Genomic DNA, 13,442 nt, shown 5'->3' with positions numbered 1-13,442 from the left:
CTTACTGCGGTTCGACGAAGCTCGGTTCGGAAGGCTCGGTTACCGCGTAGTCGCGCTCCCAGCCTTCGTTCTCGATCTTGATGTGCTGGATGGCCACCGCGTTGGCGTTGGCGTCGAGATCGGGCATCGACTGGAACTCGCTGATCCAGCAGCGGAACAGGCGATAGACGATCGCCGGTTGCCCTGCCTCATTGTAGAGTTCGATGGTGATGTCCTTGCGGAAGTCGGCGAGCGAGACTTCGGCGCCGAGGGCGGAACCGAAGTTCCAGACCTTGTTGGCCCACCGCTCGAACTCGACGTCATGGGTGACGCCGCGTTCCAGGGTGACGGCCTCGAACTCGCTGCGGCCGGGGGACTTGCGGCTGGAGGAGGGATCGCCCCCCTCGCGATGCTTGACCACCTCGGTCGTGCGCTTGAGCGCGCTGACCTTGCTGACGCCCGCGACATAGCGGCCGTCCCACTTCACCCGGAACTTGAAGTTCTTGTACGGGTCGAAGCGCTGGGCGTTGACGTTGAACTGGGCCATCGGGCAACTCCTCCCTTGCCGATTACGAAGCGGCCTGACCGGCCAGCTGCTGGATGCGGATCATGACGAATTCCGCGGGCTTGAGCGGCGCGAACCCGACCAGGATGTTGACGATGCCCCGGTCGATGTCGGCCTGCGTGGTCGTCTCCTTGTCGCACTTGACGAGGTAGGCGTCGCGCGGGGTCTGGCCCTGGAACGCGCCCTGCCGGAACAGGCCGTGCATGTAGGTGGTGAGGTTCAGCCGGATCTGCGCCCACAGCGGTTCGTCGTTGGGTTCGAAGACGACCCACTGGGTGCCCCGGAACAGGCTTTCCTCGATCATGAGGGCAAGGCGCCGGACGGGTACGTACTTCCACTGGCTTGCCTCCACGTCGGAGCCGACGCGGGTGCGCGTCCCCCACGAGAGCGTGCCGTAGACCGGCAGCGCGCGGATGCAGTTGAGGCCCAGCGGGTTGAGCAGCCCGTTCTCGGAATCGGACAGCTTGTAGACCAGCCCGCGCACCCCGCGCAGCTGCGCGTCGGTTCCGGCGGGGGCCTTCCACACGCCGCGCTCGGCGTCCGTGCGGGCATAGAGCCCGGCGATCGCGCCGGACGGGCCGAAGGTGCGCAGCTGGAAGTCGTTCAGCGGATCGGCCATGCGGACGCGGGGGAAATACGTGGCCGCGTTGGCGCCCTTGACGGTGAGGCCCGAGGAGATCCACTCGAACGCGCGGTCGACGGTGTTCACGGTCGGCGGCGGGTCGATCAGCAGGAAGGCGCGGCGCCTGGCGCAATAGTCGAGCGCGGCCTGATAGATGGCGTTCGGGTCCAGCCCGGTATCGAGCGCGTTGGGATCGCCGGGGCTGGCGCGGGTGGCGTCGGGCAGGACGAGGATGTTGAAGATGTCCGCCTTTTCCAGCGCATGAATGCCGGTGAAGGCGGACGGACTGCCGATCACGTCGGCGCTCTGCGGCAGCTGGGTGCCGTCGGCGCCGGGGACGGGGTTGCGCTGGGCGGCTTCGGCCGTGCCGGTGCCGAGGCGGTAGCGACCGACGTTGAAGTTTGCCGCAGGCAGCTTGAGCATAGCGAGGGCGCCTGCCGGGGCGCTGTCCGCCAGCGAAAGCGTGGTGTCCACGGCCGCGGGGAGCAAGGCCGGGTCGAACATCGGGGCGATGCGCAAGGCCTTGCCCGATCCGGTGACGCCGACGGCGACGGCCGCGCCGGGCAGTGCGGCGGCCAGCGCCTCGTTGAAGCGCCGCTCCAGCAGCCGGGCGAGGGCGACGACCGAGGTGGGCAGCGTCTCGGCCTGCTTGACCAGCGTGACTTCGAGCGCGGTGACGGGGCCGCTGGGCCGGTTGGCGGTGACCCGGACCTTGTACGCCTTGTCGTTGGCGAGGCCGGTGATCCCGGTGGAGGTGACGGTGAAGTCGGTGCCGACGATCCCGCTCTCGGCCGGGCGCGCGCCGGGGCTCGCGGCGGGGACCTTGGCGCTGGCAAGGCGCGAGCCGTTGGCCGGGTCGTTGAGCACCGCCTCCACGAAGCGGGGCGAGGCGGTCGATACGCTGAGGTCTGCCCAGCGCTCGACGGCGCCGCTGCCGAGATCGGTCAGGGTGAGGTTGAAGTTGCTGGCCGATGCCCCGTCGTAATCGACGTCGGCGACGATCCCGTTGCCCCAGTCGCCCTTGCTGGTCGCGGTGAGGGTGAAGCTGACCTTGGCGGCGTTGGCGACGCCTTCCTTGAGGTTGACCTGCGCGGCGACCCCGTCGCTCTTGGGCACGCGCACGACGATCGCCTGGCCGCCGCCGTTCTGGAAGAACTGCTGGACCGAATAGCTCAGCTCGCTGTTGGCGGCGAGGCCGCCGAATTCGCGCTCGTAGTCGGCGTAGCTGAAGATCGTCGTCGCCCGGTTGTCGAGCCCGCGCGCGGTATAGCCGACGAAGGCGGCGATCGCGGTGGGTACGCCGGCCAGCGGACGCACGCCGCTGCCCAATTCCTCGACGTAGACGCCGGGATAGGTCGGTACGATAGGCATGAGGCCCCTCCTCCCCCTTGTCCGCACATGCGGATGGTGGATCGATGTTGATGGGAAATCGACCTTGAATGATTATCGCTACGTATAGCTACTTGGCGACCGGATCTGCTTGCGGCGACTCAATAGCACCGGGGGAAGTTCGGGGCACATGACGATCTATGTTAGAGTATGTTTGTCGTTGTGCGGCGAAATGACTTATTACGCAGATCAACTGATATTGGTTAACATCATGTAGTATTGCTTCTACTTGATTGGATTGTCTTTCCCTGCATTTCGACTGTCGTTGCGGGTTTTGCATGCGGTAAAGCGTGGCGCTTTGCCGCGTCACCCCGCGCAGGATTGAGTCGCTGCGCTTGCCATGACGATGCAGCGGCAGGTCACCCGCTCCCTGCCCGTCGGCGCCACCGTTCAGAACAACTCATAGGTCGCGGCGACCAACTCGATTGTCCCGTGCGGCTTCGGTCCGCAGGTCCTCCCGGCAATCTGAGGAGTCGATCCGTGCATCTCGCCCTGTTCCTTTCGCTTTCGGGCTCACATCTTGCCGGCTGGCGCCATCCGCTGGCCGAGCATGGCGATCCCTTCGACGTCGCCAACTACGCGCGGATCGCGCAGGCGGCGGAACAGGCGAAGCTCGACATGGTGTTCGTGGCCGACAAGCTGTCGATCGACGACATCTACGGCAGTTCGTTCGAGGCCGCCGTCAGGCTGCGGCCCGCGATCCACGTCGAGCCGCTGACCCTGCTTTCGGCACTGGCCATGACAACGGACCGGATCGGGCTGGGGGCGACGATCTCGACCAGCTATTCCGAGCCTTATCACGCTGCGCGCATGTTCGCGTCGATCGACCACTTCAGCAAGGGGCGCGCGGCCTGGAACGCGGTCACCTCCGTCAATGACGGCGAGGCGCGCAACTTCAGTCGGGCGGAGCATCTGGGGCACGCCGAGCGCTACGAACGCGCCGCCGAGTTCATCGACGTCGTGCGCCTGCTGTGGGACACATGGCAGGAAGACGCGATCACCGCCGACAAGGCGAGCGCGCGCTATGCCGATCCGTCGCGGATCCACTACGCCGATCATCGCGGCACGTGGTTCCAGGTCAAGGGGCCGCTCGGCGCGGTGCGGCCGCCGCAGGGGCATCCGGTGCTGATCCAGGCCGGTGTCTCCGGGGCGTTCCAGTCTCTGGCCGCGCGCAATGCCGAAGTGATCTTCCCGGTGCAGTCGACGCTGGCCAAGGCGCAGGCGTTCTACGCCGACTTCAAGGCCCAGGTCGTGGCCGCCGGCCGGTCTCCCGATGCGGTCAAGGTGCTGCCGGGGGTGGTTCCGATCATCGCGGATACCGACGAGGACGCGTTCGAACTCGAAGCCCAACTCGACGCGCTGATCCATCCCGAGGCAGGGCTCAGCTTCATGTCGGGGAGCATGAACTACGACTTGTCCGTCCACCCGGCCGATGCGCCGGTGCCCGATATCCGCGATCGCATACGTGGCAGCAAGGGCCGCTTCGAAGTCGTGCTCAAGAGCGCGATGGAGCAGGGCATGACGCTGGGCGATCTCGGTCGAAGCTATGCCAAGGGCCTCGCCTTCGCGAAGTTCGTCGGCTCGCCCGCGACGGTGGCGGACAGGATGGAGCAATGGGTTCGCGAGAAGGGCGCCGACGGCTTCGTCGTCATGCCGCCCTACATGCCGGGAGGGGCGGAGCGGTTCCTTTCAGGCGTCGTGCCGGAACTGCAGCGGCGCGGGCTGTTTCGCAGCGAGTACGCGGGTACGACCCTCCGGGACCACCTCGGACTGGAGCATCCCGGCAACCGCTTCGATCTGGGCGAGGACATGCTGGCCGCGCAGTGACGCAGCCGCGCACTTGGCGTTTCGGCGCCGTGGTGCCGGTCCGGGGCTCTCTCGAGTGGCTGCCCGGCAGCGAATCGGCATGTTGAAAGAGCCGGTCACCCGGAGGCGGCGCCATGCTGCTTCCCGGTGCCGCACGTGGTTCGTAACGACGAGATGAGGCGGATCGCATGTTCTCCAGAGGCCGGAACATTACACGAGTGCCGATCTCGCAAGTCATTATTCGATTGCTCTAATTGCTTCGGGAATACAGGATTTGCCTGTTTCTCGGAGAAATCTCTTTGATGGCCGATAAGGTCAAGGCTATATTGCGGACCCGGAGTAATTGACCATGCGGAAGGTCCGGCCGACGCTTTTTCGTAAAGTAGCGTAGATTTCGTGCTGCATTGCAGAAAGGGCGTAGACGACGTCGCCATCCCGTATTACCATGTTTGAAATAAGTATTACTGACATGGGTGGTCAAATATTACGAGGGCAGGCGCATGGACGGGGTTCGCGTAGGTAAGAGATTGATCGGAACACAGGCACCAGTCACTGTCGGCTGGGAGAATATCGGCAGGGTCGAAGGCGGTCCGGTGAAGCAGTTCGTCTTCACCTGGTTCCAGCCAACGGTGCTCTTCGCGCTGATCGCGTTCTGGTACTACGCCCCCAATTCCATCGCCAAGGCATCGACAGCGATCGGCATCGGCATCGGTTTCCGTCTGTTTCTCCTCGGCCTCGAATGGGCCTTCCCGCGCTACGAAAGCTGGAGCCTCACGTGGAAGGAACTGGCGACCGACCTGTTCTACGTCGGCCTCGGCTACACGATCCTGCGCATCGTCGATGGCTACATCGGCGACGGCGTGATGATCGAGGCGATCCAGGGCGCGTTCCACTGGGACAAGTTCGCCTGGTTTACCGGCCTGCCACTGCTGCTCCAGGCGTTCCTGATCTCGTTCATCTTCGATTTCGGGCAGTACTGGATGCATCGCGGGATGCACAACTGGTATCCGCTGTGGCTGCCGCACTCGGTGCACCACTACATCACCCAGTTGAACATCAACAAGGGCGCGGTCGGCAACCCGGTGGAGTTGTTCCTGATCGGGCTGGGCGTCGGCGGGTTCTTCGACTTCCTGCCGCGCGCGTTCCTGCTTGCCGGGGCGATCGGCATGGCGGTGGGCAGCTACCAGCACATCAACGTGCGCTTCAATTCGCCCCGCTGGTGGCGCTTCCTGTTCCACACGACCGAGCATCACAGCCTCCACCACTCGCAGGACTTCGAGGCGAGCCGCAGCAACTTCACCAACACCTACATCTTCATCGACCGCATTTTCGGCACCTGCGTCGATGGCGAGGCGGAACTGCTGGGCATGGAAGGCGGCCGTCGCATGGGCATCCGTGAGCAGATGACCTTCCCCTTCACCGAAGGCTGGAAGACCCTGAAGGAACGCTTCGGCGGCACCCGCGCCACTGCGGTTCCGGCCGAGTGACCGCCCGCATCGGGCGCGGCTCTCCTCCCATGCAAATGCAGTCCACCGACCTGGGCGGCCCTTGTGGCCGTGCCGAAAGGGATACCATGAACGCGCGTTTCATCGACTGGATCTGGCATGTCAGGGGCAGCCTGCCGCTCGCGCCCGGACAGTCGCGCGAGGATGCCTTCGACCGCCTCACACCCCTGTTCTTCGAGAGCGGCACCAGCCACGAACGCGGCGGCGACACGCTGACCTTCACCAAGCGCGATCAGGCCGCGCAGGACAGGATGTCGGTCTTCGACGGCGGCACGCTCCGGATCGAGAACGGCGTGGGCGGGTCCGTGCTGCGCTGGCACATGACCAGCCGGGCCTTGCTGTTCTGCTTCCTGGCGCCGCTGCTGTTCCTCGCCTTCGGGCAATTGACGATCGCGCTCGGCAAGCTGGAAAAGCCCGCAGCCGAAGCCTCGGAAAAGAAGGACGAAAAGAAGGACGAAAAGAAGGACAAGGCCGTGCCGGCAATGAACCCGATCGACAAGTTCCTCGGCGCACCGGCTCCGGAAAAGCCCAAGAAGGACAGCAAGGACAAGAAGGACAAGAAGGAAGATAAGAAGGACGACAAGCACTCGCCCACTTCCGCCTATGTCTTCGCCGGTATCTTCGCCGCGCTCTACGTCGGTGGGCGGGTTCTTGAGGACCGGAAGATCAAGGCGCTGATCCGCAGGAAGCTCGCGGGCGCTTAGGGCACGGGAGCCCGTCTCCTGCCGGTTCTCGTCGCACGGAGATCAGTTGGGGCCCCGCCTCTGCGGGGATGACGAAGAGCTTTTCAATGTGCAGTTTCGCGCTTCCGTCCGCTTCAGGCGACGATCACCCTGACGCCAAGGTCGTTCAACCGTGCGGCCATGTCGCGGGGGATGCCGGGGTCGGTGACGATCGTGCCGATCTCGTCCAGCCCGCACACGATCGCGCCCGAGGACGAAGTGAACTTGCTGCTGTCGACGAGGAGGATGACTTCCTCCGCGCGCTCCATGAACCGGCGCTCGGCGGCGACGAGGATGACGTCCTGCTGCATCACGCCCTGCGGGCCGACGGCGGCGGCGCCCATGAACAGCTTGGGTGCGTGAAAGCGCGGCATCGATTCCTCGCCCGCCGGGGCCAGCACGATGTTCTGTTCCCGGAACACGGTGCCTGACGGCAGCAGCACCCGCGTGCCCTGCTGCGGCAACAGGGCATCGACGATGTGCAGCGAATTGGTGAGGACCTGACAGTCCAGTCCGGCCAGATGCGGGCACATCTGCAGGGTGGTGGTGCCGCCGTCGATCATTATCCCCTCGCCCGGACGGCACAGCGCGGCAGCCGCCCGGCCGATCGCCTGCTTCGCCGGAAGGTGCTGCAGGATCGACTGTGCGAAGGGCGTCCCGGCAAGGCCGTCCTCGCGCTCTTCCTTCTGCTCCTGCGCCAGCTTGGCGCCGCCGTGCACGCGGACGATCAGGCCCTCTTCCTCCAGCCGCGTCAGGTCGCGCCGGATGGTCGCGGGCGATGCCTCGAGCCGGGCCTCGAGCGCGCGATACGTCACGAAACCGGTGGCGGTCACCGCTTCGAGGATCAGGCGTTCACGCTGCGTGGAGTGCATTGGCTACCTTATGTCGGTTTATGTCGGTCTTTGCACGGCCCTATGGCCGAGTTTTCGATCATGATCCATCATTTCTGCTCACGGGTTCATGCCCGCCTCGATCATGTTGCCCGCCCCGATGATCACCGTCGAGCCGACGAGCAGGCCGATCCCGGTCCAGACCAGCGTGCGGGTACGAAGGCTGGCGCCCTTCCACTCCTTCAGCGCAAAGCCCCAGAGCGTCGAGAACAGGATGATGGAAGCCATGTGCAGCGTCCACGAGGAGAAGCCGTAGCGGCCCATCTGGCTCTCGCCCATCGTGTAGAAGAAGAACTGGAAGTACCACAAGGTGCCGCCCAGAGCCGCCAGCAGGTAATTGACCAGAAGCCTAGGCTTTTCCCCGGTCGGCACTCGGCCGAGGAACTGGCCGAAGCTGCGGTTGCGGCGGATGAGGATCGCGCACCAGATCGCATTGGTGGTGAGGCCGCCCGCAAGCACCACGCACAGCACCGGAAGCCCCTGGCTCAACGGATCGGTCCCGGCCGCCAGCGTCAGGTCGCGGATCGGCTGTCCGGCATCGAGGCCCCAGGCGAAACAGCCCGACATGACGCCCGAGAACACCGCGATCAGCAGGCCTTTGCGAAGGTCGAACTCGGCCACGCCCTCGGAAATCTTGCCGCCCAGGTCCTTGTCCTTGGCGCTCCCCGCCCGCGCGACGACGACGATCCCCGCCAGCGTCACCAGAATGCCCAGCAGTGTCAGTTGCCCGCTGGGGCGTGAGGCGATCTCGCCGATGGTGCCGTGGAAGATCGGCGGTCCCATCGTGCCGATCACCGTGGTCAGTCCCAGCGCCACGGCCATGCCCAGAGAGAGCCCGAGATAGCGCATCGTCAGCCCGAAGGTCAGGCCGCCGAACCCCCACATCGCGCCCCAGAACCAGCACCACAGCAAGGTCCGCGAAGGCGTGGATGCCAATACGCTGAGCAGGTCCTCGGTGCGCAGCGAGGCGAAGAGCCAGGGCGCGATGGCCCAGGAGAAGATGCCGCCCGCAAGCCAGAATATCTCCCACGACCACAACTTGATGCGCTTGTAGGGGACGTAGAAGCTGGCGGAGGCGAAGCCCCCAAGCCAGTGAAACAGGACGCCCAGCGGCGGATTGCCTCCCATGATTTTCGTGATCCTCTCTTGATGTATATTATCGGGTGGCCGCCAGGCAGTTGCGGTCGATCTGGTCGATGCGGGTGGTGCCGGTGAGCGCCATGGCGACGCGCATTTCGGCCTCGATCAGCTTGAGCATCTTCGTGACGCCTGCTTCCCCTCCGGCCGCGAGCGCCCAGGCCCAGGCGCGGCCCAGCAGCACGCCCTTGGCGCCCAGCGCCAGCATCCGCACCACGTCGAGGCCGGAGCGAATGCCGCCGTCGGCCAGCACGGTCAGGCGGTCTCCCACCGCATCGACGATCGGGGGCAGGGCGCGGGCGCTCGAAAGCACGCCGTCGAGCTGCCGCCCGCCGTGGTTGGAGACGACGATGCCGTCCGCGCCCAGCTCTGCGGCTTCGCGCGCGTCGTCCGGGTCGAGAATGCCCTTGATGATCAGTGGCCCCTTCCATTCTGAGCGGATGAAATCGAGATCGCGCCAGTTGATCGAGGGGTCGAAATTGTTTCGCATCCAGGCGAAGAAGTCCTCGATCCCGGTCCTGCCCTGCAGCACCGGTGCGACGTTGCCGAGCGTGTGGGGGCGGCCGTTGATCCCGACATCCCATGCCCAGCCGGGGCGGGCGGCGGCCTGCGCGAAGCGCCATAGCGCGCCCTTGATGCCGCCGGACCCGGCAAGGCCGGTGTGGTAATCGCGATAGCGACTGCCGGGGACCGGCATGTCGACGGTGAAGACGAGGGTGGAGCAGCCCGCCTCGACCGCCTGCGCCAGCAGGTCCTTCATGAAGGCGCGGTCGCGGATCATGTAGAGCTGGAACCAGAACGGCCGGTCCGCAGTCCTGGCGACTTCGCCGATGGTGCAGGCGCCCACCGTGGAGAGTGTGAAGGGAACGCCGGCGTTCTGCGCCGCCCGCACCGCCTGCGTCTCGCCGCGCCGGGCGTAGAGGCCGGCCAGCCCGATCGGCGCCAATGCAAGGGGCAGGGCCAGCTTCTGGCCGAACAGCTGCGTCGACAGGTCCAGCGCCGAGACGTCGCGCAGCACGCGCTGGCGCAGGGCGAGTTCGGCAAGGTCGGAGACGTTGCGGCGCAGCGTCGCCTCGGCATAGGAGCCGCCGTCGATGTATTCGAACAGGAAGCGCGGCAGCGTGCGGCGTGCGGCTTCGCGAAAGTCGGGGATCGAGGCGGTGATCATGCGGTCAGTCCTGCGGGAGCCTTTGCCACGGCTTCGCGCCAGGCGTCGCGGTAGCCGAAGAGGTCGCCTTCCAGCGGTTCGACGCAGATAAGTTCGCCGCCCGCTTCGAGCGACGGGTCGATCAGGCGCAGCGCGCCGAACGAGACGTCGTTATGGGCATTGGCGAGGAAGACCCGGGTTTCCGGGCGCAGCGCGGCGAGTGCGCGCACGAAGACCTCGGCCTCGGAAAAGCGTCCCTCGATCAGCAGCCGGTCCTTCGAACCGATCAGGTCGAGCGCGGTATCCGCCACCAGCGCGGCATAAAGGCAGATCGCCGCGCGTCGGGCGTACCAAGTTCCCTGCCACTCGACCGGCGCGTTGACCCAGCGCGCCTCGCCGTCGGGATAGGGGCCGAAGCCGGGCGCGAGCGTGGGCATCATCATCGTACGGCGGCGCAGCAGCGCCGGGACTTCGGCCATCAGGCGGGGCTGGTCGGGCTTGATGTCGATGCGGCGGGTGTCGAGCTGGATGACCGTCTCGATCTCGCGCCCGCCCATGAAACGGGCCGAGGGCACGGGCGCGCCATAGGCATCGACGTTGACCAGCGTGTCGCGCCCTTCGGGCAGCGAGGCGATGGCGAAAGGTTCGGCAGCAAGGCGCATGGCGATGAACCATGTGCCGGTGGAAAGGATCGTCGCCTCCTGCCGCGCGATCTGCGCGAAGCCGCGCGCGGCGAGCAGCGCGGCGTTGGAATCGTGAAGTCCGGCAAGCACTTGCGCACTCGCGGGCAAGCCCGTCTCGGCCGCGAGTTCGGGGCGCAGAGTCCCCACGACCTCGCCTGCGCCGACCACGGGGGCAAAGCGCTCGGCCCAGCCGAGGCGCTCGGCCATCGGTGAGAAGCGCGCTTCGCCGGGTGCCCAGAGGTCCGAGTGGCAGCCGAGGCTGGTCACTTCGCTGACCGCCCGGCCGGTGAGGAACCAGGCCCAGTACTGCGCCCAGGGCACCAGCGTCGCCCGCGCCATCGCCTCGGGGTGGCGCTGCGCCATCCACCAGATCTGCGCGCCCATGTTGAGGCCGTCGGGCAGGGCGGGGGAGCCCGTCACGGCAAGCGCGTCGCGCTCGGCCCGGTAGGCGGCCATGACGTCGCCCGGGATCGGCTGTTCGTAGTCGAGCGGGGCGAAAAGCAGCCCGCCTTCTCCGATCGCGGCGAAGGCGGCGCCATGGGCCACGGGGATGATCGCCTCGACCGGATGGCCTGCCCATTCACGCAAGGTGGCGCGCAGCCATTCGCCGATTCCCTCGGCGTCGAGGCGGCGGATCCCGTCGATTTCATGGGTCGGGTTGGGGCGCACCTGGCGGCACACAAGGGTACCATAACGGCACCACAGCGACACCTTGGTGAGGGTCTTGCCGATATCAACGACGATGTAAGCGCCTGTTCCTGCCATTCTCTCCGCCGCCATTTTCAACCAGGCAGCGATCTGCCTGAACATGGTGTTGATTGATTGATTGTGAGCGATTATTATCGATTCAGATTGAACATGAAAAGAGGAAATGTCAGAGGGTGTCCATGGAAACAATCACTGCCCCCGCCGCCCCGTTGAAATCCGCCCCCGCGCTCACTTTCGCCGTGCCGACCAGCCGGTGGGACGACTCGGTCGCGGCGTCTCTTTCTCCTGCCCAACTGCTGCTCTACCGCTCCAACCTGCTGGGTTCCGACCTGACTGTCACCAACTTCGGTGGCGGCAACACCTCCGCCAAGCTGGAAGAGGTCGATCCGCTGACCGGAGAGACGGTGGAAGTCCTGTGGGTGAAGGGCTCGGGCGGCGACATCGGCTCGATGAAGCTCGATGGATTCGCGACGCTCTATCAGGACAAGCTGCTTGGCCTCGAACAGCACTACGGCGGCCCGGACGACGACGACAAGATGGTCGGCTACCTGCCGCACTGCACTTTCAACCTGAACGGCCGCGCGGCGTCGATCGACACGCCGCTCCATTCGCTGCTGCCTTTCGCGCATGTCGATCACGTCCACCCGGACGCGATCATCGCGCTTGCCGCCAGCTCCGGCGGGGAGGCGGCGACGCAGGCGATCTGGGGCGGCCGGATCGGCTGGTTGGCGTGGAAGCGCCCCGGCTATACGCTGGGCGTGCAACTGCGTGACTTCGTGGCGGCCAACCCCGGCGTCGAGGGCGTGATGCTCGCGGGCCACGGCATCATCTGCTGGGCGGACAGCGCGAAGGCCTGCTACGAACACACCGTCGAACTGATCGCCGACGCTGCCGCCTACCTCAATGCGGGCCTTGCCGGGAAGCCCGCGTTCGGCGGCGCGGCTTATGAAACCGCCGGGGACCGCGCGGCAATCGCGGCCGATCTCATGCCCCGCCTGCGTGGCCTGATGACCGGAGCGCGGCGCAAGGTCGGCCACTATTCGGACGATGCCGAAGCGCTCGAGTTCGTGAATTCGGCGGACTTCCAGCGCCTCGCTGACCTCGGGACCTCGTGCCCCGATCACTTCCTGCGTACCAAGATCGCGCCATTGACGCTCGACCCGGCGCGGTTGCAGGATGGCGCCTACCTGGCGCAGAAGATCGCCGATTACCGCGACCTCTATGCTGCCTATTACGAGCGCTGCAGGCGTCCGAACTCGCCCGCGATGCGCGATGCCAATCCGGTCGTGGTGCTGGTGCCGGGCGTCGGGCGCATCACGTTCGCCACCGACAAGACCACCGCGCGCCTCGCCGGCGAGTTCTACGGCAACGCCATCAATGTGATGCGCGGGGCCGAGGCGATCGGCGACTATATCGCGCTCGATGAACAGGAAGCCTTCGACATCGAGTACTGGCTGCTCGAGGAAGCCAAGCTGCAGCGCATGCCCGCGCCCAAGCCCTTGGTCGGCCGCGTCGCGCTGGTGACCGGCGGTGCGGGCGGCATCGGCGCGGCGAGCGCGGCGCGGCTGATGGCCGAGGGCGCCTGCGTGGTTCTCGCCGACCGCGACGGCGCCGTCGTCGAGGACGTGCGCGCCGGTTTCGCCAGGCAGTTCGGCAAGGACGTGGTGCGTTCGGTGGTGTGCGACGTGACGGATGAGGCGCAAGTCGCCGAAGCCTTCGCCGTCGCCGCGCGCGAGTTCGGCGGCCTCGACATCCTCGTCGCCAATGCCGGCATCGCCTCCTCGGCGCCGATCGAGGAAACCACGATCGAACTGTGGAACCGCAACTACGACGTTCTGGCGCAGGGCTATTTCCTGACCAGCCGCGCCGCGTGGCCGCTCCTGCGGGGCATGAAGGAACAGGGCGGCACCAGCGTCGTCTTCATCGGCTCGAAGAACGGCGTCGCCGCCGCTACCAATGCCAGCGCCTATGCCTCGGCCAAGGCGGCGGCCAACCACCTTGCGCGCTGTCTGGCGCTGGAGGGGGCGCCGCACGGCATCCGCGTCAACGTCGTCAACCCCGATGCCGTCATCAAGGGCAGCCGCATCTGGGACGGCGACTGGCGCAAGGAGCGCGCGGGCGCCCACGGTATCGACACCGGCAAGGAACTGGAGGAACATTACCGCCAGCGCTCCACGCTCAAGCGCGACGTGCTGCCCGGTGACATTGCCGAGGCGGTGTACTTCCTGGCGGGCGACCAGTCCGCCAAGTCCACCGGCAACATGATCAACGTCGATGCGGGCAACGCCC

General features: G+C 66.3%; 10 protein-coding genes. 4 read left to right on the top strand and 6 right to left on the bottom strand.

The window, feature by feature from the left end:
* Position 1: 1 nt before the first annotated feature.
* A complete protein-coding gene (locus tag LH128_RS20960; RefSeq protein WP_008831688.1) occupies positions 2 to 526 on the bottom strand; it encodes a phage tail protein in 525 nt (174 codons plus the stop codon).
* 22 nt (positions 527 to 548) lie between these two features.
* Positions 549 to 2,537: a phage tail sheath family protein gene (locus LH128_RS20955; RefSeq protein ID WP_008831687.1), complete on the bottom strand. Its 1,989-nt coding sequence runs from the start codon at positions 2,535 to 2,537 to the stop codon at positions 549 to 551.
* A 498-nt stretch (positions 2,538 to 3,035) separates the two neighbouring features.
* Here LH128_RS20955 and LH128_RS20950 point away from each other — a divergent pair, with 498 nt between their 5' ends.
* The 3 genes from LH128_RS20950 (at position 3,036) to LH128_RS20940 (ending at position 6,570) form a co-directional block, all read left to right on the top strand.
* A complete protein-coding gene (locus LH128_RS20950) occupies positions 3,036 to 4,382 on the top strand; it encodes an LLM class flavin-dependent oxidoreductase (RefSeq protein ID WP_008831686.1) in 1,347 nt (448 codons plus the stop codon).
* A gap of 479 nt (positions 4,383 to 4,861) precedes the next feature.
* Positions 4,862 to 5,848 (top strand): sterol desaturase family protein, encoded by a 987-nt coding sequence (locus tag LH128_RS20945; RefSeq protein WP_037520650.1) that lies wholly within the window; start codon positions 4,862 to 4,864, stop codon positions 5,846 to 5,848.
* A gap of 86 nt (positions 5,849 to 5,934) precedes the next feature.
* The gene (locus tag LH128_RS20940) at positions 5,935 to 6,570 is read left to right on the top strand and encodes a hypothetical protein (RefSeq protein ID WP_008831684.1); all 636 of its coding nucleotides are present in this window, start codon (positions 5,935 to 5,937) and stop codon (positions 6,568 to 6,570) included.
* A 113-nt stretch (positions 6,571 to 6,683) separates the two neighbouring features.
* Here the strand turns inward: LH128_RS20940 and LH128_RS20935 are convergent, their stop codons facing one another.
* From LH128_RS20935 to LH128_RS20920, 4 genes are all read right to left on the bottom strand, one after another.
* Positions 6,684 to 7,460 (bottom strand): DeoR/GlpR family DNA-binding transcription regulator, encoded by a 777-nt coding sequence (locus LH128_RS20935; protein ID WP_008831683.1) that lies wholly within the window; start codon positions 7,458 to 7,460, stop codon positions 6,684 to 6,686.
* A gap of 78 nt (positions 7,461 to 7,538) precedes the next feature.
* On the bottom strand, positions 7,539 to 8,606 hold the full coding sequence (rhaT, locus tag LH128_RS20930; RefSeq protein WP_008831682.1) for an L-rhamnose/proton symporter RhaT: 1,068 nt from the start codon (positions 8,604 to 8,606) through the stop codon (positions 7,539 to 7,541).
* A 28-nt stretch (positions 8,607 to 8,634) separates the two neighbouring features.
* Positions 8,635 to 9,783, bottom strand: coding sequence for an FMN-dependent L-lactate dehydrogenase LldD (gene lldD, locus LH128_RS20925; protein WP_008831681.1), 1,149 nt, complete (start codon positions 9,781 to 9,783; stop codon positions 8,635 to 8,637).
* A complete protein-coding gene (locus LH128_RS20920) occupies positions 9,780 to 11,210 on the bottom strand; it encodes an FGGY-family carbohydrate kinase (protein ID WP_008831680.1) in 1,431 nt (476 codons plus the stop codon). Before LH128_RS20920 ends, lldD begins: the two co-directional genes overlap by 4 nt.
* Before the next feature lie 122 nt (positions 11,211 to 11,332).
* Between LH128_RS20920 and LH128_RS20915 the strand changes: the two genes are divergently transcribed.
* The coding region (locus LH128_RS20915) for a bifunctional rhamnulose-1-phosphate aldolase/short-chain dehydrogenase (RefSeq protein ID WP_008831679.1) at positions 11,333 to 13,442 on the top strand (2,110 nt) is incomplete at its 3' end.

This window comes from Sphingomonas sp. LH128 (assembly GCF_000293195.2).
GTDB classification, from domain to species: Bacteria; Pseudomonadota; Alphaproteobacteria; order Sphingomonadales; family Sphingomonadaceae; genus Novosphingobium; species Novosphingobium resinovorum_A.
Note: the sequence above shows the minus strand (reverse complement) of the source record. Positions and strands in the feature narration are given on the sequence as shown.